20 protein-coding genes are annotated in these 24,873 nt (G+C 56.7%); 6 read left to right on the top strand and 14 right to left on the bottom strand.

Annotated features, from left to right (window positions below):
• Positions 1-55: 55 nt before the first annotated feature.
• The 5 genes from CUC55_RS12910 to CUC55_RS12890 form a co-directional block, all read right to left on the bottom strand.
• Positions 56-1,684 (bottom strand): FGGY-family carbohydrate kinase, encoded by a 1,629-nt coding sequence (locus tag CUC55_RS12910; RefSeq protein ID WP_103088112.1) that lies wholly within the window; start codon positions 1,682-1,684, stop codon positions 56-58.
• Positions 1,685-1,735: 51 nt separating this feature from the next.
• Positions 1,736-2,464, bottom strand: a complete 729-nt coding sequence (locus CUC55_RS12905) for an SDR family oxidoreductase (protein ID WP_067647822.1) — start codon at positions 2,462-2,464, stop codon at positions 1,736-1,738.
• 21 nt (positions 2,465-2,485) lie between these two features.
• Positions 2,486-3,748, bottom strand: coding sequence for a sugar ABC transporter permease (locus tag CUC55_RS12900; RefSeq protein WP_067647818.1), 1,263 nt, complete (start codon positions 3,746-3,748; stop codon positions 2,486-2,488).
• Positions 3,745-4,563 (bottom strand): ATP-binding cassette domain-containing protein, encoded by an 819-nt coding sequence (locus CUC55_RS12895; RefSeq protein WP_103088111.1) that lies wholly within the window; start codon positions 4,561-4,563, stop codon positions 3,745-3,747. The genes CUC55_RS12900 and CUC55_RS12895 overlap by 4 nt, the downstream gene beginning before the upstream one ends.
• A 76-nt stretch (positions 4,564-4,639) precedes the next feature.
• Positions 4,640-5,686 (bottom strand): ABC transporter substrate-binding protein, encoded by a 1,047-nt coding sequence (locus CUC55_RS12890; protein WP_067647812.1) that lies wholly within the window; start codon positions 5,684-5,686, stop codon positions 4,640-4,642.
• Positions 5,687-5,964: 278 nt separating this feature from the next.
• On the opposite strand from CUC55_RS12890, the gene CUC55_RS12885 reads away from it, so the two are divergent.
• The gene (locus tag CUC55_RS12885) at positions 5,965-7,017 is read left to right on the top strand and encodes a LacI family DNA-binding transcriptional regulator (protein WP_067647809.1); all 1,053 of its coding nucleotides are present in this window, start codon (positions 5,965-5,967) and stop codon (positions 7,015-7,017) included.
• Between the two features lie 197 nt (positions 7,018-7,214).
• Here the strand turns inward: CUC55_RS12885 and CUC55_RS12880 are convergent, their stop codons facing one another.
• Together CUC55_RS12880 and CUC55_RS12875 are read right to left on the bottom strand one after the other, a co-directional pair.
• Positions 7,215-7,841, bottom strand: coding sequence for an outer membrane protein (locus tag CUC55_RS12880; RefSeq protein WP_067647805.1), 627 nt, complete (start codon positions 7,839-7,841; stop codon positions 7,215-7,217).
• Positions 7,842-8,095: 254 nt separating this feature from the next.
• Positions 8,096-8,926: an NADPH-dependent oxidoreductase gene (locus tag CUC55_RS12875; RefSeq protein ID WP_103088110.1), complete on the bottom strand. Its 831-nt coding sequence runs from the start codon at positions 8,924-8,926 to the stop codon at positions 8,096-8,098.
• 215 nt (positions 8,927-9,141) lie between these two features.
• On the opposite strand from CUC55_RS12875, the gene CUC55_RS12870 reads away from it, so the two are divergent.
• Together CUC55_RS12870 and CUC55_RS12865 are read left to right on the top strand one after the other, a co-directional pair.
• Entirely contained in the window at positions 9,142-10,644 is a 1,503-nt protein-coding gene (locus tag CUC55_RS12870) for an ATPase domain-containing protein (RefSeq protein WP_103088109.1), read from the top strand.
• 112 nt (positions 10,645-10,756) lie between these two features.
• Positions 10,757-12,694: a PAS domain-containing protein gene (locus CUC55_RS12865; protein WP_425352834.1), complete on the top strand. Its 1,938-nt coding sequence runs from the start codon at positions 10,757-10,759 to the stop codon at positions 12,692-12,694.
• A 34-nt stretch (positions 12,695-12,728) separates the two neighbouring features.
• On the opposite strand, the gene CUC55_RS12860 is transcribed toward CUC55_RS12865, so the two are convergent.
• The 7 genes from CUC55_RS12860 to CUC55_RS12830 form a co-directional block, all read right to left on the bottom strand.
• The gene (locus tag CUC55_RS12860) at positions 12,729-13,430 is read right to left on the bottom strand and encodes a response regulator (protein ID WP_103088107.1); all 702 of its coding nucleotides are present in this window, start codon (positions 13,428-13,430) and stop codon (positions 12,729-12,731) included.
• Positions 13,427-16,120: a sensor histidine kinase gene (locus tag CUC55_RS12855; RefSeq protein ID WP_103088106.1), complete on the bottom strand. Its 2,694-nt coding sequence runs from the start codon at positions 16,118-16,120 to the stop codon at positions 13,427-13,429. Before CUC55_RS12855 ends, CUC55_RS12860 begins: the two co-directional genes overlap by 4 nt.
• A 5-nt stretch (positions 16,121-16,125) precedes the next feature.
• Positions 16,126-16,695: a potassium-transporting ATPase subunit KdpC gene (gene kdpC, locus CUC55_RS12850; RefSeq protein ID WP_067647787.1), complete on the bottom strand. Its 570-nt coding sequence runs from the start codon at positions 16,693-16,695 to the stop codon at positions 16,126-16,128.
• 2 nt (positions 16,696-16,697) lie between these two features.
• Entirely contained in the window at positions 16,698-18,734 is a 2,037-nt protein-coding gene (gene kdpB, locus CUC55_RS12845) for a potassium-transporting ATPase subunit KdpB (RefSeq protein WP_103088105.1), read from the bottom strand.
• A 13-nt stretch (positions 18,735-18,747) separates the two neighbouring features.
• Entirely contained in the window at positions 18,748-20,457 is a 1,710-nt protein-coding gene (kdpA, locus tag CUC55_RS12840) for a potassium-transporting ATPase subunit KdpA (RefSeq protein WP_103088104.1), read from the bottom strand.
• 17 nt (positions 20,458-20,474) lie between these two features.
• Positions 20,475-20,594: a K(+)-transporting ATPase subunit F gene (gene kdpF, locus CUC55_RS12835; RefSeq protein WP_082760221.1), complete on the bottom strand. Its 120-nt coding sequence runs from the start codon at positions 20,592-20,594 to the stop codon at positions 20,475-20,477.
• A 169-nt stretch (positions 20,595-20,763) separates the two neighbouring features.
• Positions 20,764-22,311 carry a cryptochrome/photolyase family protein gene (locus CUC55_RS12830; RefSeq protein WP_103088103.1) on the bottom strand — a complete coding sequence of 516 codons (1,548 nt, stop codon included), beginning with the start codon at positions 22,309-22,311 and terminating at the stop codon, positions 20,764-20,766.
• Positions 22,312-22,655: 344 nt separating this feature from the next.
• On the opposite strand from CUC55_RS12830, the gene CUC55_RS12825 reads away from it, so the two are divergent.
• The 3 genes from CUC55_RS12825 (at position 22,656) to CUC55_RS12815 (ending at position 24,863) form a co-directional block, all read left to right on the top strand.
• Positions 22,656-23,324: an amino acid ABC transporter permease gene (locus tag CUC55_RS12825; protein ID WP_067647769.1), complete on the top strand. Its 669-nt coding sequence runs from the start codon at positions 22,656-22,658 to the stop codon at positions 23,322-23,324.
• Between the two features lie 10 nt (positions 23,325-23,334).
• Positions 23,335-23,985, top strand: coding sequence for an amino acid ABC transporter permease (locus tag CUC55_RS12820; protein ID WP_103088102.1), 651 nt, complete (start codon positions 23,335-23,337; stop codon positions 23,983-23,985).
• Positions 23,986-24,023: 38 nt separating this feature from the next.
• Positions 24,024-24,863, top strand: coding sequence for a transporter substrate-binding domain-containing protein (locus CUC55_RS12815; protein ID WP_103088101.1), 840 nt, complete (start codon positions 24,024-24,026; stop codon positions 24,861-24,863).
• The last annotated feature ends 10 nt before the right edge of the window (positions 24,864-24,873 follow it).

The following is a 24,873-nucleotide window of genomic DNA, read 5'->3' as shown; positions in this document are numbered from 1 at the left end:
GCTGGCGTGGAGTTTTCACCAGACCAGCCCATCGTGACCGCGTGTTCCTACAATATCAAGACTCCCGGGACGCTCGGGCCAGGTCCTGAAACGCGGTAAATGTAGCGTACCGCTTGGCATGAATGTCCGCCAGTTCCCNTTCGACGGGNATGTAGGTGCGCGCGACACGGCAGAGATTTGTCATCGCTGTACGTGCATCAGCAAAGGCACCGCTGGCGACAGCGCCGAGGATGGCCGAGCCGAGCAGCACTGGCTCCTCCGACACCGTGGCAACAACCGGTTTACCGCAGGCATCAGCGAGAACCTGACGGACGAGATCATGCTGACCGGCGCCGCCACTAATGACAACGCGCTCGACATTTGCTCCGGCTTTTGCCTGGGCCTCGATGATTTGCCGTAGGCCATATCCAATGCCACAAAGTCCGGCGACATAGAGTGCCACGAGGCTGTCGAGGTCACGGTCCATGCCGAGGCCGGTGATGACCGCACGCGCGTGCGGATCGGCAAAGGGCGCGCGGTTACCGAGAAATTCGGGAACGACGTGTAGACCCAATGCAAGGCGAACGACTTCGGACGCGCTGCCCGCACTTGGCGCAGCCGCATCGGCAATAAGCACCGGTAATGGCACCCCGTGCGCAGACGCCTTCACCTGAGCATCTGCGGCGGCGGGATGAAACGAAAGTAACTGGTCGATTGCCGCGCCTGCGGCGCTCTGGCCGCCTTCGTTGAGCCACATGCCAGGCACCATCGCAGAGTAGTACGGACCCCATACGCCCGGTACGAAGACCGGCTCGGCAGTCGAAGTCATGGTGCAGGAAGACGTTCCGAAGACATAGGCAAGATTGTTCTCCGGACTGCCGCCGACACCCGCAGTTCCGATCCCGCCAGCATGGGCATCGATCATTCCGGCAGCAACGGCCGTACCCGGCAACAGCCCCATGGCCTTTGCCGCGTCCTGCGTCAGACCTTGCCCAAGCGGCGTTCCCGGCTCAACAATGGTGGTGCCGATCCGGGCAAAGTTTTCGCTGGCCAGTGTTCCAAGGCCGATCTTGTCGAAATAGCTTGGGTCCCACCTCTTTTCATGCGCCAGATAGGTCCACTTGCAGGTGACGGTGCAGGTCGACCGGGCCATGTCACCGGTGGCTTTCCAGGTCAGGAAGTCGGCGAGATCGAAGAACTGCCATGCTGCATCAAAGGTTTTCGGGCGATTTTCCTTCAGCCATAGAAGCTTTGGTGTCTCCATCTCCGGCGAGATCCGGCCTCCAACATAACGCAGCACGTCATGTCCGAGAGCATTGATCCGCTCAGCCTGGCCAACGGCGCGGTGATCCATCCAGACGATGATGTCGCGGTTCTCGTCCTCCGATGGTCCCACGGCCAAAGGACGCCCACCCTCACCCAATACCACGAGTGAGCAAGTCGCATCGAAACCCATACCGATGATCGCAGCCGGATCGACGCCACTCGCACTGACCACCTCCCGCACCACAGCGCAGACGGCATCCCATATTTCGGTACTCGACTGTTCAACGATCGCACCGGCATCGCGAAACAGCGAAATATCCTGCTTGGCCGATGCCAGCATGTGGCCATCCAGATCGAAAAGGCCAGCTCGCGCGCTTCCAGTGCCGACATCAATGCCGATCAGGTAGCCCGACACGGTGGTGTTCGCTGTATTGTTCATTGTGCTTGGCTCTTAAAAGTCTTGGGATCGAAAGATGGCCGTTGGCGCCGATCAGAGATCGACGCTGTTCGGCAGGATGACGAGATCACGGATGGTTATGTTGCGCGGTCGCGACAACATGAACAGAACGGCGTCTGCCACTTCCTTTGGCTGCATCAGGCTGCCATTGGCAAGCGCATCCTCCAGCTTGGCCTTCGGCCAGTCGTCGATCAAGGCCGTAACCACTGGACCGGGCAGCACCGCGCCGACACGCACGCCGTGCGGGGCCACTTGGCGACGGGTGGAATGCACGAAAGCCTGAACCGCGAACTTCGATGCCGTATAGATCGGCTCCCAAACAACGGGCACGACACCGGCGATCGAACTGGTGAACAGGATGTCGCCCGACTTCTGGGCAATCATGTATGGAAGCACTGCATGAACCGAACGGAAGGCCGCATTGATGTTGAGGTTCAGCATCCGGTCCCACGCATCTGGATCGCCCTCAGCCACTGGTCCGCCAACATAGGCTCCGGCATTAGCATGAAAAATATCCAGACCGCCCGCAATTTCCAAGATGCGCGGCAGCATGGCCGAAACTTCTGGTCCGTTCAGCAGGTCGACCACTAATGGCTTGGCTTTGTCCCCGAGTTCGGCACACAGAGCCTCTAATTTGTCTTTGGCGCGGTCGATCAACACGACGGTTGCGCCTTCGGCCAGCAGGGTGCGGGCGCATTCCAGGCCGATGCCCGATGCAGCGCCCGTTATAGCCGCAACCTTGCCTTTCATAAGTTCAGTCATCAGAGTTTCTCCAGTATGGTATTAGGCGCGGCCATGGCTGACACGGGACCGACGCGCCAGCGAATCGACAATGACGGCGATTGCGAGGACTGCCCCGGTTATCATGTAGCGCAGCGATGAGTTGAGGTTGAGCAAGGTCAGACCATTGGAAATGGCCTGAATGACGATGATACCCAGCAGTGCCGAATAAGCGCTGCCACGCCCGCCGAAAAGGCTGGTGCCGCCGATCACGGCTGCCGCGATTGCATTTAGATTGACGTCACCCGTACCGGCCTGCTGGCTGGACGAAGCCAGACGCGACGCTGACAGCACGCCACCCAGCGCACCCAGTGTCGAACACAGCATGAAGGCGCTCATATAGATACGGCGGACATTGATACCGGAGCGGCGGGCCGCTTCTCTGTTGCCGCCGACGGCAAACATCGACCGGCCCCATTGGGTCTTGGTCAGTGCATAGTTAAGAATGACGGCCAAGGCGACGAATAGGCCGAACATGTACGGCACACCGCGACCGAGGTTCAGGTAGTAAACGGCGAATTCAAAAATCACAGTCAGTACGACCGCCTTGATGACCAGACTACTGAGAGGTTGTGCGGACAAATTGACGGACAGACGACGCTGACGAACAAGGTAGCCCGTGACGACCAAAACAAGGCCTGGCATGAAAGCCAGAGCATATGACAACCAGTCCGGCATGACCAGGATTTGACCGAAGCGAACCAACGGCGAGGCATAGGGCAGATTGATGCTGCCCGTCGGACCGAGTATGTAAAGTTGAAGGCCAAGCAAGGCGAGCAGTCCTGCAAGCGTCGCCACGAAACTCGGCATACCCAAACGATTATACATCACGGAGTAGAGCGCGCCGACCAGCGCACCGAACACCAGAGCTGCGAAAATCGCGACGGGGACTGGCAAACCAGTGTTCACCCAGAGCACGCCGATAATGGCGGACGAAAGGCCGCTCATCGAGCCGACGGACAGGTCGATCTCTCCGAGCAACAGCACGCAGACGATGCCAAGAGAAATGATGCCGACAGTGGCGCAATCGAACAGCAGGTTGACCAAGTTGTTCGGAGCCAGGAAGACCGGATTGAGAATACTGAACACTGTCGAGATGACAATCAAGCCGATTGCCACCGGCAGCATGCCGAGGTCGCCAGAGCGGACGCGACTGAAGAAACCGCGAACCATTCCGGCTATCCCGTCGTCATGCTGGACGCGGCTATCACTGCGGTCGAGGGCCGATACCTCGTTGGGCTTATCATTGGAAATGTTCTGGCTCATAGGGTGCTCCCGGTCGTTTCCGTGTGCCCGGCTTTGCGCTCATTGCGGCGTGAGACCGAGTTTTCGGTCGCTCCGGTGATAGATGCGACAAGCTCCTGATTGGAGGCATCCGGTTCGAAAACGCCGTTGTTGCGCCCAAGTCGCAGCACGACGATGCGGTCGGCGACAGCGCGGACGTCTTCCATGTTGTGACTGATGATGATGACACCCAAGCCGCGATCACGCACACGCTCGATCAGGTTCAGCACCTCGGCGGTCTGGGCAACACCAAGGGCGGCTGTCGGCTCGTCCAGCATGATGATTTNCGGGTCGAGCAGTAGGGAGCGCGCAATCGCAACCGTCTGACGCTGACCACCCGAGAGTGAGGCAATCGGTTCGCGCACCGAGGGAATACGCGCGGCCAGTTCCTTCAGAAGCGTCCAGGCACGAACTTCCATGGCGACTTCGTCTAAGTTCCACGGCGACATTTCGTGACCGAGGAAAAGATTGGCAACGACATCGAGATTTTCGCAGAGCGCCAAATCCTGAAAGACTGTGGCGATGCCGAGTTCCAATGCACGGCTCGGGCTATCGAGCGATACGTCCTGACCACAGAATTCGATTGTGCCAGACGTCGGCTGGTGAACGCCAGCCAGCACCTTGACCAGGGTAGATTTGCCCGCGCCATTATCGCCCACAAGTGCAACGACCTCTCCAGCCCGCACTTCCAGATTGATATCGGTCAGAGCCGACACCGCACCAAATTTTTTTGAAATTTTGCTGAGTCTGAGAAGTATGCTTCCCTTTTCCGGGACGATTGTGTCTGTTTGCACCATGGGATCAGGCTCTTTTTTGGTTCGCGGATATGACCGACCGGACAAGGATATCCGATCGGGCAAATTTAAAGACTGTTTACTGAGTGATGCCGAGCTTCTTGCAGCCAGCAGCGTATTCGCCGGTGCAAACCTCCTGGACGGTCTGAATCTTCTTATCGAAGATTTCCGCCTTGATGTTTTCCGCCGTGACAACGGCAGGAATGAAGAGCTCAGACGGCGTGTCGTATAGAGAGGTCTTGGCTTCTGGCTTCTCGCCTTTCAGAAACTGGACCGCCACCTTGGCAGCCGCAGCGGCAACGATTTCCGAAGGCTTGGAAATCGTATTGTATTGGTCGCCAGAAATGACAAGCTGCAAGGCCGCGATGGTCGCGTCATTTCCGGTCACAGGCGGGACCGGATTGACACCAGCGGCCTTGAAAGCGGCAATCGCACCACCACCCGTGCCGTCATTGGCGGCAACGACGCCCTTGATGTCGGCACCGAAGCGGGTGATCTGGCCAGCAGCCCATTCCTGCGCCTTGGGCGGAGCCCATTCCGGCGTGTCATATTCAGCAAGCGTCTTGTAGCCCGAATCCTTCAGGCCTAGATGCACGCCATCGCGGATCAGGCCGGCAGCCGCATCGGTGGGCGAACCGTTGATCTGTAGAACGCCCGCACCAGCAGGAACTCCACTTGCCTTCAGATGGGCAACCAGAGACTTGGCAATCGCCTCACCAATCCCCTGATTGTCGAACGAGACATAATAATCCGCCGGCTTTGCAGGGATCGGACGGTCGTAGGCGATCACCTTGACCTCCTGGGACTGGGCAATTTCGACGAGGGCGGCTGCGGCTGCGGAATCAACAGGATCAAGTACGATCACCTTGGCGCCCTGAGCGATCACGGAATTGAACTGCTGCTGCTGAAGCGCCGCATCACCATTGGCATTCTGGTAGATCAGCGTGCACTTAGCGCAGAGCTTTGACATTTCGGCCTTGAAGCCTGGATAGTCGTGGTTCTCATAGCGCGTAGACGCCTGATCGGGCATTAGGAACGCAACCGTAGCCGCTTCCTGGGCGTAGGCCGAGCCTGCAAACATTGCACCAGCAGCAACCGACGCCACAATCATTGAACGAAGTCTCATAGTCTCCTCCTTTNGAACTCAAAATTTGTACCGAGAGACACGTTCCGGTTTCACTCCAAACCTCTTCCGTCTCTGCCGCAAGAGGCAGAGACTGTCGAACAATCGCTCTCGGAGCATATCTCCGGCGCGACAGTCATTTGGAATGTAGCTCGGATGCCTCCCGGCCGACCCTCCACAGCCAACCACTAACATCGATTGCGCAACTTTGCTCAATCGATGAAGCAGATTGCTCCTTTGATGAATTGATGTCAAGTCTATGTTTGGAAGTGGAGGAATGCGTGAATCAGGAAAGACCGACGAAGAAGACAACCATCTACGATCTGGCCGCACTCGCGCAGACGTCGGCCAGCGCAGTCAGTGCTGTGCTCAACGGAACCTGGAAAAAACGCCGAATCAGCAGCAATCTGGCCGAAAAGATCACCCGGCTCGCCAAGGAACAGGGCTATGCGGTGAATATGCAGGCCAGCCTGCTGCGTCGGGAGAAGTCGAAGATCATCGGCATGATCGTACCGAAATACGACAATCGATATTTCGGGTCTATCGTCGAAACTTTTGAGACGATGGCGCGAGAGCGAGGCCTGTTTCCAATCATCACCTGCACACGTCGCGATCCTGCGCTCGAGATCGAAGCGGCCCAAACACTTTTGTCATATCAGGTCGAATGGCTGGTCTCGACTGGAGCGACTGACCCGGATCGCATCAGCGATCTTTGCAGTCAGGCAGGCGCGCGGAGTGTCAATCTCGACCTGCCAGGCAGCAAGGCACCATCGATCATTTCCGACAATTTCGGCGGAGCATACGAACTGACCCGGCGCATTCTGGCCAACAGCAAACGCAAGCTGGGCTCATCCCGACCCCTCCTCTTCATCGGTGGTCGCGGCAGTGACCACAACACAGCTGAGCGTGTACGGGGTTTTCGCGCGGCTCACCACGATATCGGCATCGCCGTCGACGACACGCATATTCTCGCCTCCGGCTACGCCCCGGAAAAGGCCGAGAGTTCCCTTCAAGCACTTGCAGCCTCTGGTGATCCGCTGCCTATCGGAATGTTCGTGAACTCAACCATCTCACTGGAAGGCGTAATGCGCTGGATCAAGCGATCCGGGTACTACCAAAACCGCACTCCGGTCATTGGCTGCTTCGACTGGGACCCCTTCGCGGCATTGCTGGGGGACGAAATCGAGATGGTTCGACAAGATGTGCAAGGCATGCTGGATGCCGTGTTCAACATCATAGATGAGGGCAAGACAACTGGCTTGCTTGTAGAAATTCCACCGATATTTATCGGGGCTGGAGTCTCGGATGTCAAAGAAATGCCGAAGCCGATATAATCGAAGCGTTCATCAACGAAACAGTTTTTCATTGACCGCTTACATGAAGCTTTCAAGGCGAGCAGTACTGTCGGATGTGACGCATAGTTTGAGCAGGGCGATACGGAGCTGGGGCGCGGTCCCCATCAGTCACCGGGCGCAACCGGGTATTGAAAGTAGAAGGCGGCGAATTCTCAAATCCGCCGCCTGTCGTGATATTAGAAGCGATAGTTGACACCGCCTTTGACGACATGGTCGCTCAGGTCTGTGTGCGATGCTACGCCGTTGGAGAAGGTGCGAACGTCATCCGTTGCGACGTAGTTGTATTCGACCTTTGCAGAAATCTGTGGTGTGAAGCGGTGTTCGGCACCTGCACCGAGCAGATAGCCTTCCTTCATGCCATCGGGACCGGTTACGTTATTGCCATCGCGCAGACTTGTTACAGTCAAACCGGCTGTACCGTATAGAAGCGTATCGTCCATCTTGACGCCAGCTCTAACTTTCGCGGCTGCGCGCCAGCGCTCACGCAGGTTGCCATTCGGCACCTTCTGCTTGGCATCGCCAAGATGCGTCGCCTCGACTTCACCGCCCACGACGGCCGAGCCGAGGTCGTAATCGTAGCCACCCTGTACGCCGAGCGCCAGGCCCTTGCCGCCCTTGAATGGATTGGCGCTTGGCATAGCCGCGCCGATATGGCCACCTACGTAAGCACCTGTCCAAGAAGACTTTGGTGCTTCGGTGTAGGCGGGAGGGGCTTCATAGTTTGAAAGGTCGGCCGACAGAACAGGAAACGCCGCCAGAGAAACGATTGCTACAATCCCAACTGATTTCAGGGTCTTCGACATAGTTTTNACTCCACATAGACTCGAGGTGGCCGAACGGGCCATTGAATATCCAAAACGCATCTGCGATTGCGCTGCTGGCTGCGATCTTGGCTACAAATGGCACAAAGGTAAGGCTCGTTCCTCAATTCCATTAGAATTTGACTAAAACTTTAATAGCATAGCTAACAAAGGGTTAACTCCCGAAAGCCCCAACATCTTACCGCTAAAAATCGGTTAACAGCACACCTTGCGAGGTTCAAAATCTTTCCAGTTTCTCACTTCAACGGGAAACCAAACTCGCGCAAGATTCCCGATAATTGCGCCCGTCCACTCAAAGCATCGGCATTTTCGACTCGCTTTGCGACAGATGAAGTCCAACCCACTTTCGGAAGCGACTGCTTTGTTTGAAACGCCTTCATGATGTCATCGTAAGCGCTGAGGTCTTCTGCCGCCGACCCCGAAAATGTCTCATGGAAAAGAACAGACGATTGTGGCAGGCGCGGTTTGACATCGGTGATCACATTCGGATCTGGATAGCCAACCGTGAGACCGAACACCGCGACTGTTTCCGGCGGCAATTGAAGCTCACGCGCTACGTTTTGCGGCTGGTTGCGAATGCCACCGATGTAACAGGAGCCAAGGCCAAGGGAATCGATTGCTGCTACCGCATTTNGTGCAGCTAGAGCGGCATCGATCGTGCCGATGAGGAAACTCTCCAGATAGTCGAGACCTTCACCCTCGTTGCCATGCTGACGAGCCACCGCTCTCAGCCGCGTCAGATCGATGAGCCAGACAAGGAAGAGAGGTGCTGCAAGAATATGTGCATTCCCGCCCGTATAGCTTGCAAGCCGGGCCTTGCGTTGCGGGTCCTGAACGGCAACGACGCTCCACGCCTGAAGACCGGAGGAGGTCGGTGCCGACTGCGCTGCCGCCACCAAAAGCTCCAGGGTGCCCTGCGGCAATGGCTTTGGCAAATATGACCGGATGGAACGATGGTTTAGCAGAGAATCAATCGTGCTGTTCCAGAATGGCGGCGAAAAATCGCTGGCGGTACCATAGCGTGCCTCAAGGCGCAGTTGCTGCGTCTCGGCTTCATTCAACGTCACTGAAAAACTCCTTCTTTTGATCTTTCATCGCTCTCGCAGAACCCTGTCTTCTCGACAAGGACCCATCCTAAAAAACGCAGAAGTTCTTTATGTTGGCCGACCCCGATTGGAACAGAAAGCCCTCGGAGAGCATTTTGTAGGTCGATAATATAAAACTTTCGTTCGTCATTGCGGATGATAAAGTCATTGTTAAAAACGACAAATCGGGAATAACCATGCGAGATATGGATAATAAAGCAACTACGGGCGTCGAGGGTCTTGATGATATTTTATCTGGAGGACTGTCCCGGCGTCATGTGTTTTTGCTTGAGGGATCCCCNGGCACCGGTAAANCGACAATATCTCTGCAGTTTTTGATAGAAGGCGCGGTAAGAGGCGAGCGGTGCCTGTATATAAGCCTGTCGGAATCTGAAGACGAATTGCGCGACAGTGCCGCTTCTCACAATATGAAGCTACACGAGAACATCGAGATATTCGAACTTGTACCGCCGGAAAATCTGCTTGATGCCGACCAGCAGCAAAGTCTTCTCTACTCTTCCGATCTGGAGCTTGGCGAAACGACGAAACTCATTTTCGGCGAATTTGAACGCGTAAAGCCCGATAGGGTCGTTATCGACAGCCTGTCCGAAATCCGCTTGCTCGCGCAGAGTTCCCTGCGATATCGCCGACAGATATTGGCCATGAAGCACTACTTCTCGAAGTCCGGCGCAACGGTTCTGCTTCTGGATGATCTCACGGCCGATGTGTTGGATAAAACCGTTCACAGCGTCGTACATGGGGTTGTTCACCTCGAAGAATTGTCACCCAATTATGGTCCTGAACGCCGCCGTGTCAGAATTTTGAAATATCGCGGTCAGTCGTACCGGGGTGGATATCATGATTTCGTCATTCGCACCGGTGGTGTGACAGTATTTCCCCGTCTCAGGGCCATTGAACACAAAACGTCGTTTTCTCGAGACATTTTGAGCAGCGGAGTTGACCAGCTTGACGGCTTGCTTGGCGGAGGTGTCAGTCGCGGCTCCAGCACACTGCTTATCGGTCCGGCGGGAACCGGAAANTCCACTTTCGGACTTCAGTTCGTGGATGCTGCGGTCAAACGCGGGGAAAAAGCTGCGGTATTCATATTTGACGAAGAGCTGGAGCTTCTCTTCGAGCGCATGCGGCATATGGGTATCGATCTCGAAAAANTGCGGGATGACGGCACGCTGCATATCGAGCAGCTTGACGCTGCGGAACTCTCACCTGGAGAATTTGCGCAGCGCGTCAGAACTTGCGTCACAGATTACGATGCCAAGACAGTGCTTATCGACAGTATCAACGGTTATCAGGCGGCCATGCCGGAAGAGAACGCGCTGATCCTTCACATGCACGAACTGCTTCAATTCCTGAACAGACAGGGAGCCAATACGTTTCTGACGGTGGCGCAACACGGACTTGTCGGCGACATGAAATCGCCGGTCGATGTAACCTATCTGGCAGACACCGTTATTTTGCTTCGTTATTTCGAGGCTATTGGTCGTGTAAGGCGAGCCGTTTCCGTCATTAAGAAGCGCACCGGCATGCATGAAGACACGATACGCGAATACAAGATTAGCGAAATGGGTTTGACACTGGGAGAGCCGGTTTCCACGTTCCAGGGTGTGTTGAGCGGCGTGCCGGTGCTGACGTCTGAAAAGATACTATTGCCGTTGACCAACGGGAGTTTGGAAAATTTTTGATCTCGAACATCCCGCCCTCGTCTATGCTCCAATCGGTAGAGATGCACAGATTGCTGCTTCCCTGCTCGCAGAAGCTGGCATCAAATCCAAATCCGTGGATACCGTTTCCTCCATGGTGTTGGCGCTTGACGATGATGTTGCATTCGTGGTCGTTACAGAGGAAACATTGCGCTCCGCGGACTTGCGCGCCCTATCTGAGTGGATCGGCACCCAGCTAGCGTGGTCTGATCTTCCATTCATCGTCCTGACTCATCGTGGTGGCGGGCCTGAGCGAAACCCAGCAGCTTTGAGACTGTCGGAAATTTNGGGGAATGTCAGCTTCATCGAGCGCCCATTTCATGCGACAACCTTTATCAGCGTATCGCGAACAGCATATCGAAACAGGTTACGTCAATTCGACGCCAGAGTGCAGATCGGAGCGCTCGCAGATAGCGAACGGTGGCTCCAGACAGCGCTGAGTGCTGGCCGCCTGGGATCCCTGGAACTTGAGCTGGCTTCCAAGATGCTGGTCACGTCAGATACATGCAAATCCATCTTCGGGCATCCACCCGGCGCACGTTTTGACTATGACGATCTTCTTGCCAGCGTCCATCCAGATGATCGCGAGCGAATGCAGGCTGCGGTACAGGATACGATGGAAAATGGAAANGAATACTCCATCGAATACAGGGTAGTCTGGCCTGATGGGTCATTGCATTGGGTGGAAATCAAGGCCCAGCTTTACCGAGACAGAAGGGGCATCGCCGTGAAAATGGTTGGCGTGTCCGCCGATATCACCGAGCGAAAGGAAGCCACGGAAAAGCAGCGGCTTCTCAACGAAACATTGGAACTGCGCGTCGCCGAACGGACAGCCGAGCTTCTTCAGGCGCATAACAAGGTGATGGCAGAGGTCGAGCATAGACAAAAGACGGAGGAACAGCTTCGTCAAGCTCTGAAAATGGAAGCAATCGGTCAGCTTACCGGCGGCGTCGCGCACGATTTCAACAATCTGCTGATGGCCGTTATGGGCAATCTAGAATTACTGGCAAAACATCTGCCCGGCGACGAGAAAGCCGTGCGCCTCATAGATGGCGCAATGAAAGGCGCCAAACGGGGTGCCTCGCTCACCCAACGACTTCTTGCATTTGCCCGCCGCCAAGACCTTCAAGTCAAGCCGATTGATATGCTCAGGCTTGTAGACGATATGGATGATCTCCTGAAACGGTCTGCCGGATCCGGCATCACGCTGGAGCGCGAGATCGCGACTGGTCTGCCGTTTGCGTCTGGAGACGCAAATCAGATCGAGCTGGCACTCCTAAATCTCGTCGTGAATGCGCGCGACGCAATGAAAGACGGTGGGACGATCACCATCGGACTGCGTGACGACAATCTGGCACGTTCCACGCCTGAACTGGCGGCAGGCGACTATGTCGTACTGTCAGTGACCGATACAGGCACTGGCATGGACACAGAAACGCTCAAGAAGGCAATCGATCCGTTCTTTTCGACAAAAGAACTGGGCAAGGGAACAGGTCTGGGATTATCGATGATCCATGGGCTCGCCTTGCAGTTGAAGGGTGCGCTCATTCTTAGAAGCACGCTCGGCAAAGGAACGTCAGCAGAGCTTTGGATTCCCGTTAGCGAGGAGGACACTGCCGGACAGCAGCAGGCCATGCCTGGTACCGTTGACTCAACACGCGCTGAAAACCGGCATCTTAGAATCCTTATGGTCGATGATGACGCTTTGATCGCCATGAGCTCCGTCGATATGCTTGAAGACCTTGGACACGAGGTGGTCGAGGCAAACTCTGGTCGTCAGGCGCTTGAGATACTGGCAAATGAAGCGCCGTTCGATTTGCTCGTGACCGATTTTNCCATGCCTGGAATGAACGGAGCCGAGCTGTCGCGCAAAGCGCGTGAACTGGTTCCAAATCTACCCATTCTGATTGCGACAGGTTATGCGGACCTGCCGGACGGAATGGAACTGGACATTACCCGACTTGGTAAACCTTATTCCCAGGATCAGCTTGCAACTGAAATATCAAAGGTCCTTGCAGCAAGCGTGGGCTAAAAGGACGCAGCTTTCGCCACAGAAGGCCACGGATTCAAAATCCAGTGCTTTCATCGCTAACTAGCCGATATCCCACACCCGGTTCGGTCTGGACGATCCTGGGCTGCGTCGGGTCGCGCTCGATCTTCTGACGAAGCTGGCCGATGAAGACGCGTAAGTAATGCAGGTCCTCTTCATGAGCTGGACCCCATACGGATGTCAAANGAGTTCTATGGGTAACGACGCGACCGGCATGGTAAGCGAGAAGTGTCAGCAGATCATATTCCTTCGGCGTCAGACGAATGGATTTTCCGTCGCGGGAAACGATGCGCTGAACGACATCGATGATTAATCCGTCGGCATTTACTGAGGAAGGAGGCTTGCTGGCATTTGCCCGGTGGCGCATGGCGGTTCTGATACGGGCGGTGAGCTCGCCGATGCCGAAGGGTTTTTCGATGTAGTCGTCGGCACCGAGATCAAGAGCTGCAATTTTCTCCACTTCGCGATCACGCGCAGACAGAATGATGATGGGAATGGTAGACCAGCCACGAAGGCTTGTTATGACATCCTTGCNGTCCATGTCCGGCAGGCCGAGGTCGAGAATGACGGCATCGGGTGCAGCAGTCGCCACCGCTTTCAGCGCATCCGCACCATTTTCAGCCTCGATGACATCATAGCCCGCAGCAACAAGTGCCGGGCGAAGAAAACGCCGGATCTGTGGTTCGTCATCGACGACGAGAATACGCGCTAGTGTCATGGTGATCCCAAAGTCTGGTCTTTCTCCTCTACCGGGAAACGCATGACAATACGAGTGCCTCTCTTTCTGACCGCCGGGCTTTCGGCATGGATGCGCCCGCCAAGCGCCTCCACGAAACCACGGGCAATCGACAGGCCCAGCCCCGTGCCAGGCGAGCGGCCATCGGTCTTGGAGCGGCGGTAGAATTTCTCGAAGATTCGGTCGAGATCGACGGTGGGGATGCCTTTGCCCAGATCGGTGACGGATAGCACCAGCTCTTTTCCATCCCTGCGAGCATAGATGTTGACGGGCTCTCCACCACCATATTTCGCGGCATTATCCAGAAGGTTGAACAAGACCTGCTCCAGAAGCACGCTGTCTCCGCGCAGCAGAGGCAAATCCGTCGCGATCCCGGTCTCGAAGGTTTGCGCGGGAAAATACTTGCGGGCGCGCTCGGCTGCGGAGCGCACGACATCGCTGACATCCACCCATTCGCGTTTGGCTTGCAGGGTTCCGGTGGAAATCCGTGTCATATCAAGGAGGTTGGCGACGAAACGACTCAGCCTCGCCCCCTCCTCTTCGATGGATTGCAGGAGGTCGTCGCGGCTTTCCGGCGACATGCGTTCGCCAAGCTCGCGCAGGCTGGTGACGGCACCGGTGATGGTAGCGAGCGGTGTGCGCAGATCATGGGAAATGGAGGATAGAAGGGCTTCGCGGTAACGTTCGCTTTCCAGACGCACGGCCTGTTTGGCGCTTTCCGATGACAGGCGCGCGCGGTCGATGGCCGTTGCCGTCTGGTCGATGATGGCGGAAAACATGCGTTCGGCGTTGGAATCGAGCGGCTCGCTGCCAACCTCGTAACCGCAGACACCGACAACGCCGTGCGGGCTGGTGAGTGGCCGGAACTGGAAGCGGCAATTGGGCAGCGTGCCGGTACCAGCGCCCGCCGGTTCTTTGCGTGTATTGGCCCAGCGGGCGGCGGCGATTTCGGCAATGCCAAGCTCGGTGTCAGGCGGCCAGGCGGCGGCGGTTTCCAGCGCGTCGCCATTGGGGCGGAGAAGTACGATATTGCGGTTGATGCCCGCATGCAGCTGGCTGACGGAGGCCCAGAGGACCTCATCGACATCGGCAGTCCCCGACAGTTTGCGGGCGAAATCATAGAGCGCCTGCATGGCGGCGGCACGCGACCGTGCCGTTTTCGCCTGTTCGCGAATGCGCGAACCAAGACTACCAGCAAGAACCGCCGCCACCACAAAGGTGAAGAGGGCGAAGACCTCATGCGGTGAGGCGATGGTGAAGGTGTAGAGCGGCGGGATGAAGAAGAAATTATAGGCAAGCGCCGACAAGAGCGCCGCCATGAGAGCGGCCGCAAAACCGGCATAGGTGGCGGCACCGAGAACGGCGATCAGAAACAACAGCGAGATGTTCGGCAAGTAGACGATGCGGTCGATCAGCGCGCCGATCAATGCTGCCGGCAGCACGCATAAAAAGGCGATACCGAAGGGTTTGGCAAGTGTGGGCAAACGCGGCCAGACCGGTTTCGGCCTGATGCGATGCGGCGTATTTTCGTCGGCGGTAACGAGGTGAAGACCGATGCCGCTCGTTTCCTGCGTCAACGCATCGGCCAGGCTGGTGCGCAGCGGATTGCGCAACCATCTCCGGCAATGCGATCCAATAACGATCTGCGTGACGTGCTCACGCTTGGCAAGCTTCATGATTTCGGTCACGAAATCGCTACCGGTGACGCGCCGTGTTTCTGCACCCAGCTTTTCGGCAAGCCGGAACGTATCATCGATGCGCCGCAAATCCTCGTCGTCCATGGTTTCGCGGTCGGAATGGGAAATGTTGACGACCAGCCACGGGGCGTTGAGACCCGACGCAAGACGGCTGGCAACACGAACCACCTTCTCCGACAAGGCGTCAGGGCCGATGCAGACCAAAAGACGCTCGGCTGTGGCCCACGGGCCTTCGATGGCGTTTTGGCGCAGGTAATCGATCATCTGATCGTCCACCCGGTCAGCCGTCCGGCGAAGCGCCAGTTCTCTAAGGGCAGTGAGGTTTCCAAGCCGGAAAAACCGGTCAGCGGCGCGTCTCGCACTGGCAGGCAGGTAGACCTTGCCATCCTGCAAGCGTGTGATCAGCTCTGCGGGCGGCAGATCGACCAGCAAGACTTCGTCCGCCTTTTTCAGTACCGTATCGGGAACTCTTTCGCGCACATTGACGCCGGTGATCTGGGCGACAAGGTCGGACAGGCTTTCCAGATGCTGGATGTTCAGCGCCGTCCACACGTCGATGCCGGCATTGATGAGTTCGCCGATATCCTGATAACGCTTGGGATGCCGGAAGCCTTCCGGGTTGGAATGGGCCAGTTCATCAACAATGATGATGCGGGNCTTTCGGGCCAGCGCGCCATCGAGATCGAACTCCTGCAATTCCTTGCCGTGGTAGGAAACCGACAGGCGTGGCAAGATTTCCAACCCTTCCAGAAGGGCGGAGGTTTCCGTGCGGCCATGGGTTTCGGCAAGCCCGACGACGATCTCGGTGCCGTCCGCACGCAATCGCTGGGCGCGGTTCAGCATTGCATAGGTTTNGCCGACCCNGGGGGCGGCGCCCAAAAAANTTGTCAGCTTGCCCCGGCGGTCTTTCTCCGCCAGGGCAAGCAATGCATCGGGATCGGGACGGTTCGTCTCGTAAGGTTCGTTTGTCGCCATTCGTATCAGCTCTTGAGCGCATCCAGCGCAAGGTTCAGCTCTAGCACATTCACACGCGGTTCACCGACAATTCCAAGGGCGGCATTCTCGGTGTGTTTGAGAAGCAGATCCTGCACTTGCGGCACTGACAACTGCCGGGCGACAGCCACGCGGTTGACCTGCGCCTGCGCGAAATCCGGAGATATATGCGGGTCCAGACCGGAGCCGGATGTGGTGACGGCATCAGCCGGAACAGCGCCCGTCACGCCCGCCGCTTTAAGCCGCTCGATATCAGCCGCCACACGGTCCTTCAGCTTGGAGGATGTTGTGCCCAAATTGGAGCCGGAGGAAGCAGCAGCATTATACGGATCAGGCGAGGTTGCCGAAGGGCGCGGCCAGAAATAGCGCTCGGAGGTAAAATTCTGGCCGATCAGGTCAGAGCCGACAACGGTATCACCGCGACGGATGACGCTGCCATTGGCCTGCTGCGGCATGACCGCCTGGGCAATGCCGGTGACCGCGAGCGGATAGATAACGCCCGTGACGAGCGTTAGAAGAACGAGAGTGACAAAAGCGGGTCTAAGAAGTTTGAGCATGATTACACCAGGTGCAGGGCCGAAACGGCGAGATCGATAATCTTGATTCCGGCAAAGGGCAGCAGCAACCCACCCAGTCCATAAATCAGGAGGTTACGGCGCAACAGAGCGGCAGCGCTGGACGGCCGGTAGGCGATGCCTTTCAGCGCAAGCGGTATGAGCGCGATGATGATGAGGGCGTTGAAGATGACGGCCGACAGAATCGCCGATTGCGGCGTCGAAAGCCCCATGATGTTGAAGGCGGCAAGTGCCGGATAAGTCGTGACAAACAAAGCCGGGATGATCGCGAAATATTTGGCGACATCGTTGGCGATGGAAAAGGTCGTCAGCGACCCGCGCGTCATCAAAAGCTGCTTGCCGATTTCGACGATCTCGATGAGCTTGGTCGGGCTGGAGTCGAGGTCGACCATGTTGGCGGCTTCTCTGGCCGCCTGAGTGCCGCTTTGCATGGCAACACCCACATCGGCCTGCGCCAGCGCTGGCGCATCGTTGGTGCCGTCACCACACATGGCGATCAGGCGACCACCCTGCTGCTCACGGCGAATATAGGCCAGTTTATCCTCAGGCGTTGCCTCGGCCAAGAAGTCATCGACACCGGCTTCAGACGCGATGGCGGCTGCGGTCACAGGGTTGTCCCCGGTGACCATGACGGTGCGAATACCCATAGCGCGTAGGGCGGCAAAGCGTTCCTTGATGCCCGGCTTTACCACGTCCTTCAGGTGGATGACGCCAAGCAGGCGCTTGCCGTCAGCCACACCCAACGGCGTGCCGCCTGATCGTGCCACGCTTTCCACCGCTTGCAGGAATTCACGCGGTGCGTCCTTGTCGGTCAAGCCGGTGAATTTCAGCACGGCATCGATAGCGCCCTTGCGCAGTTGGTGCGCGCCCATATCGACGCCGGAAAGGCGGGTCTGCGCGCTGAATGCAATGGTATTATCCACCACGACCTTCGGTGCAGCGAGGCCAAACTCGCCGGTGGCAAGTGCCGCGATGGAGCGGCCTTCCGGTGTCTCGTCAGACAGGCTGGCGAGAAGTGCGGCCTCTGCAAGCTGATGCTGGGTGACACCGGGTGCCGGAATGAAATCCGCCGCCATACGGTTACCGAAGGTGATCGTGCCTGTCTTGTCAAGAAGCAGCGTATCGACATCGCCAGCCGCTTCGACCGCACGACCAGAGGTCGCGATGACATTGAAGCGCACCAGGCGATCCATACCGGCAATACCGATGGCCGACAGCAACCCGCCGATGGTGGTGGGAATGAGCGTGACGAGCAGAGCGGCCAGAACGGTGACGGAAAGGACCGTGCCGGAGTAGCCTGCGAGACCCCAAATCGTGACGACCACGATGAGGAATATCAGCGTCAGGCCCGACAGCAGGATCGACAGAGCAATCTCGTTGGGTGTCTTCTGGCGTTCTGCACCTTCAATGAGCGCGATCATGCGGTCCACGAAGCTTGCACCCTGGGGGNTGGTGATGCGGATTTNGAGCTGGTCGGACAAAACCTGTGTCCCGCCCGTAACCGCGGAGCGGTCCCCACCGGATTCGCGGATGACAGGTGCGGATTCGCCGGTGATGGCGCTTTCGTTGACGGAGGCGACACCCTCGATCACCTCGCCGTCGCCGGGGATGAGTTCTCCGGCATCGACAACGACGACATCGCCCACCGCAAGCATGGTGGCGGGAACGGCTTGTTCCACGCCATTGGCATCAATGCGGCGCGCCGTGAGATCGGAGCGACTGCGCTTCAGGCTCTCGGCCTGTGCGCGACCTCTGCCTTCGGCCACGGCTTCGGCAAAGGTGGCAAACAACACCGTAAACCACAGCCAGGCGGCAATCTGGCCGGAGAAGGTGGCAGTGCCTTGACCGATCAGCAGATCGCGGATGAAGATGATGGTCACCATGGCGGCCACCACTTCAGTCACGAAGATCACAGGTGTGCGGAAGAGTTGTCTGGGATCGAGCTTGACGAAGGCCTGCCGGATGGCGGGACCGATGATAGCTGGATCGAAAAGACCAGGTTTTTCTGGCTTTTGTGACATGAAAAGTTTTCCTTTAGAAGGTCTGACCGGCCAGCATCGCAAAATGTTCTACGATGGGACCGAGCGCCAGAGCCGGGAAATATTGCAGCCCGCCGAGGATGATGATGATACCGATGAGAAGGCCGACGAACAGGGGGCCATCGGTCGGGAATGTGCCGCTTGAGGCGGGAACACGGACCTTTGCTGCAAGCGATCCTGCGATGGCCATGACTGGGATAACGTAGGCAAAACGACCCAGCAGCATGGCGAGCCCGAGCGTCGTATTGTACCAGGTCGTGTTGCCGGAAAGGCCGCCGAATGCCGAGCCGTTGTTGCCCGCAGCCGACGTATAGGCATAGAGAATTTCAGAAAGACCGTGCGGGCCTGCCGTACCAATGCTGGCCATCGCCATGGGCAGCATGGCCGACACCGCCGAAAAGCCGAGAATGGCGACCGGCAGGATGAGAACGGCCAGCATGGCGCATTTCATTTCCCGGCCTTCGATCTTCTTGCCCAGAAATTCCGGTGTACGTCCCACCATCAGACCAGCCACGAAGACGGCCAGAAGTGCAAAGACGAGCATGCCGTAAAGACCGGAGCCGACGCCGCCGGGCAGGATTTCGCCTAGTTGGATGAGGAACATCGGCACCAATCCACCAAGGCCGGTAAAGGAGCCGTGCATGCCATTGACGCCACCGTTTGAAAGGCCAGTTGTCACCGCCGCATAAAGAGCGGTCATAGCCTGGCCGAAGCGAACTTCCTTGCCTTCCATGTTGCCCTGCAACGCATCGACACCAAGCGTGGTCAAGATGGAATTGCCCGAGGCTTCCGCCCAGTAAATGACCGTCACACCTGAGATCAGCAGGATCGCCATAGCCGACAGCAATACCCAGCCCTGGCGGCGGTTGCCCACCATCTGGCCGAATGTGTAGACGAGCGCCGATGATACGCACAGCATCGCGAAGATGTTGACGTAGTTCGAAAATGCTGTTGGATTTNCAAATGGGTGAGCAGCATTGGCATTGAAGAACCCGCCGCCATTGGTACCCAGTTGCTTGATAGCTTCCTGGCTTGCGACGGGGCCTAACGAAATGACCTGTTGTGCGCCTTCCAGCGTTGTTGCCGTGACACTGCCATCCAGCGTTTGCGGCACGCCCGTCCAAACGAAGACAATCGCAATGACGATGGCCAACGGCACAAGTACGTAAAGCGTGGCTCTGGTCATATCGACCCAGAAATTGCCCAGCGTGCTGGCCTGCGAGCGCATGAATGCACGGGTAAAGGCCATTGCAAGCGCGATACCTACGGCCGCAGACAGGAAGTTCTGCACCGTCAATCCGACCATCTGGCTCAGATGGCTCATGGTCGCTTCACCGGCGTAGTTTTGCCAGTTGGTGTTGGTGATAAAGCTGACGGACGTGTTGAAGGCCAAATCCGGCGGCACGTTTGCAAAGCCCTGCGGGTTAAGCGGTAGATAGGCTTGAAGGCGCAAGATGGCGTAAAGAACGACAAAGCTCGCCAGCGAAAAGGCAAGCATGGACAGCGTATAGGCCAGCCAGTTCTGTTCCTTGTCCATGCTGGTCCCGGCCGCGCGGTAAATGCCGCGTTCGATGGGGCTCAGGACAGGAGAAAGAAGGGTTCTTTGGCCGGAAAAAACCTTCGCCATGTAAAGCCCCAGCGGTTTGACGACCAGGAGCACGGCGAGGAAAAGGAGGCTGATCTGCAGCCACCCGGGAATGGTCATGAGGATTCTCCAGAAAGTCAGAAGCGTTCGGGACGCAGCAGCGTGACGACGAGATAGATGACAAGGGCAGCGGCTACAGCCAGCGCAAGTAAGGGCTCGATCACATCACCCTCACAGTCGGTTAAGGGCGCGCGCATAGAACGCAAAGGCGATCAGCACCGCACTGCCCAGAAGAACAAAGACAAGGTCGAACATTGGGTTTCTCTCGTTGGTTCAGGAGAGCACCCTAATCCCTGATCGCGTCAGGGTTCGATTGCGAAGATGAGCCGATCACATAAGGAAAAGATAAAGGTCCTCAGGTGCCGGTTACACGAAGAGGCCATCGTCTAGTTTCTGGAGAAAAGCACGCGCACTCTCGCGGTAGGTTGCTCGTTGTCCGTCATCCATTCTCCGCCAAGCCGCGTAGGTCTGCGCGAGCCTTCGATTACCGGACAGTTTGTTCTTGTTTCGATCAAGAAAATCCCAATAGAGCGCATTGAAGGGGCACGCGCCCTCCCCGGTTTTCTTCTTCACATCATAGCGACAGGTCCCACAATAATCGGACATCCTCGAAATATAAGCACCACTTGCCGCGTAGGGTTTTGAACCGAGCAGCCCGCCATCGGCAAATTGGCTCATGCCGATAACGTTGGGAAGCTCCACCCACTCGTAGGCATCGGCGTAGACTTCCAGATACCATTCGTGCAGCGCAAATGGATCGAGACCCGCCAACATGGCAAAATTGCCGGTGATCATCAGACGCTGGATGTGATGCGCGTAAGCGTTTTCAATCGTCTCACCAATCACGGTCGCAAGGCAGGCCATGTCGGTCTTCGCAGTCCAAAAGAATTCTGGCAGCGGTCGGCTGACTTCGAAGAAGTTGCGTTGAGCGTAATCAGGCATGAAGCGCCAGTAGATGCCACGCATATATTCGCGCCAGCCGATGATCTGGCGGATGAAGCCCTCCACCGCATTGATCGGCGCATGCCCTTCCAGATACGCTCTCTCCGCTTTCCGGCAGAGCGACAGCGGGTCGAGGAAGCCGAGGTTTATGTAGAAAGAANGGAGAGAATGATTGAGAAACGGGTCATCTTTGACCATCGCGTCCTGCGTCTCACCGAATTTGGGCAGAAAGTCATCGATAAACGCATCGGCCGCCTTTTCAGCGTCGGTGCTGGTCACTGCAAAAGCAAAACCATCGGCGGAGCCCATGTGATCGGGAAATCTTTCCTCAACCATCTCCATAACATTGCGCGTCACGTCATCTGGCGGGAATTGCAGATGCCTTGGGCGAAATAAATCCGGCTTGGCGGGAGAGCGGTTCTCGCTGTCGAAATTCCAGCGCCCACCCACAGGCGCATCGCCATCCATCAAAAGACCCGTTTNGCGACGCATCTCACGATAAAAAANTTCCATCGTCAGATCACGACGCCCNTCGACCCAGAGGCCAAATTCTTCATGCGAACAAAGGTAGCGCGTATCGGGGAGAATCCTGACACCTACACCTGTCTCCTCCTCCCATTTGAGCATTGATTGCAACACCCGCCATTCGCCGGGCTCGGTGACCAAAACACTGTCTGGAGACAAGTCTTTGACGGCCCTTTTCAACTCTCCTGTGAATGACCCAGAATTTTGAGCATCATCAAGACGCACATATTGAAGCTTGAAACCTTTTGCCGTCAGTTCGGCTGCAAAATGACGCATGGCCGAAAGAATAAACACGAGTTTCTTGCGATGATGCCGCACATAGGTGGTCTCCTCCGCCACCTCGCACATCAGGATAACGTCCCTCTCCAGATCAACCCCTGCAAGGCTCGACATCTGCGGGGAAAGCTGATCTCCGAGGATGAAANTGAGGTTTCGGCATCGGTTCATGTCAAAGATATCCTGATGTTTCCGGATACTACGGCTGGATCTGGGGATCGGATGACCAAAAACAAAGATAGGCGCGCACATTCTGAAGGCACGCCAACAAAAGCATGCCGGCGTTGCTCTCAATAAGGTGAACAATCCTTTTTCACAGCCTTAAAAGTCAACGCTCATGGTCGCTTGACAGAAATGAACTAACTGGTACAAACATTGTGCGGATAATGGCGGCGCGGGAGGCGCAGGCTTGATCCACACTTTTACGGAAACCAAGATGCTGGGACTTTCCGTAAAGGCGACGACGTGCAAGGCGCAGAGAAACGGCAAGGTTTTAGCGCTGGAGGGGAGGATGGATGTCATACACGCTTGATTTTTCGGCAGTCTACGATCGCCTGCCCGAACTGTTTTTGGCTTGCCTTGCAACGATTGGTTTGGCGCTCGCCGGTATGTTTCTGGCGACCATCATCGGTGTTCTGGGCGTTATTGCCCGCGGTTCACGCTTCAAAGCTCTTCGCGTATTGGTGATCGGCTTTGTCGAGCTTATCCGCAACACACCGTTTCTCGTCCAAATCTTTTTCATCTTCTTCGCACTCCCCCAACTCGGTTTGCGGCTCAACCCGACAACGACGGCAATTGTTGCGCTGGCGTTGAATGGCGGTGCCTATGCCATCGAGATCATTCGCGGCGGCGTCGATGCCGTTCCCAAGGGGCAGGTCGAGGCAGGGCTCGCGCTTGGGCTCCGCCGGTCACAAATTTTCCGTCACATCATTCTGCGGCCCGCTTTGCGTGCGGTCTATCCATCGCTCACCAGCCAGTTCATCATGCTGACCCTGACGACATCGGTATGTACCTCTATTGCGGCTTACGAGTTGACGTCGGTGGCACAGCGAATCGAGGCAGAGACATTCCGTTCGTTCGAGGTCTATTTCTCCATCACGCTGCTCTACCTCGTCATTTCCTCGCTGATGATGGGCGTCTTCGCGCTCATTGCCCGCCTGTCCTTCAGCTACCCGGTCAAGTGAGGAGAAGACGATGACACCTATCGGTACCAACGAATTGTTTTTCCTCATGCAGGGTCTGAAGTGGACCTTGGCGTTGACTGTAATTGGCTTTATCGGCGGCGGCATTTTCGGCCTTTGCGTGGCGCTGGCTCGCACCGTGGACAACCCCATCGGTCGGCGTGTAACTGCGGGTTATATCGCCGTGTTTCAGGGCACACCGCTCTTGATGCAGCTTTTCGTCGTCTATTACGGCGTAGCGCTGGTGGGCCTGGATATCGATGCCTGGATTGCGGTTGCCATTGCCTTCACACTCCATGCCAGCGCATTTCTGGGTGAAATCTGGCGTGGTGGTATTCAGGCCGTGCCAAAGGGCCAGACCGAAGCAGCCAAGGCGTTGGGCCTGCATTACGTCTCGCGCATGAAAGACATCGTTCTGCCGCAGGCATTCAAGATTTCGCTGCCTGCAACCATCGGCTTTCTCGTACAGCTTATCAAAGGCACATCGCTGGCCGCTATCGTCGGCTTCGTGGAACTGTCGCGTGCAGGACAGATCGTTTCCAACCAGACATTCAAGCCACTGACGGTCTTTGCCATTGTCGGGCTCATCTATTTNCTCATCTGCTGGCCACTCTCCCTGTGGGGTGCCGGCGTCGAGAAAAGACTACAGACCGCTTCACGTTGATCCATATCTATCATCAGCTTTGTAAGGAGGAGCAAAAGATGACATCCAAGAGCATGAAACTAAACCGCCGTGTGCTGCTGGCACTTGCCGCAGTAACGGTTGCCCTGCCCTTCGTGGCACCGGTCGATGCATTCGCCGGTACTGTCGAAGAAGCAAAGGCCAAGGGCAAAGTCGTCATCGGCATTCAGGGTGACAATTCGCCGTGGGGCTTCGTAAACTCCAGCGGCGTTCAGGACGGTCTGGATGCCGACATCGGCAAGGCTTTCGCAGACTATCTCGGCGTAAAGGTCGAGTTCGTGCCGCTGGCCGTTGCAAACCGCATCCCGGCGCTTATGACCGGCAAGGTCGATGTTCTCTTCGCCACCATGGGCATGACGGCAGAGCGCGCAAAGACAATTCAATATTCGCAGCCTTACGCAGGTAACGTTCTTTCTGTTTATGGCCCGAAGGACAAGAAAATCGCCGGCTATGACGATCTCACCGGTGTTTCCGTCGGCGTGCCGAAATCCAGTGCAATGGATACGTCCATCACGGCTGGCGCTGGCACCAAAGCCAATATTCTACGCTTCGACGACGATGCCGCCAACATTCAGGCACTGATCTCCGGGCAGGTGGAAGTCGTGGGTGGCAACCAGTTTNACGGTGATCGCCTGAACGCGGCAGCCGCTGGGAAATATGAACCCAAGTTCGACCTGACAACGCTTTACAATGGCGCTGGCACTCGTCCCGGTGAAAAGGACTGGAATGAGACGATCAACTCCTTCCTCGTCAAGATCAAGGGCGATGGTGAACTGGCAAAAATCTATACCAAGTGGATGAAACGCGAAGTTCCGGCCTTCCCGGAATCGCTGCCTGATGTCCCGTTCACCGTAAAGTAATCTGGAGGTC

Source organism: Agrobacterium bohemicum, assembly GCF_002896715.1.
GTDB lineage: Bacteria > Pseudomonadota > Alphaproteobacteria > Rhizobiales > Rhizobiaceae > Agrobacterium > Agrobacterium bohemicum.
This window is presented reverse-complemented; position numbering and strand designations above follow the sequence as displayed.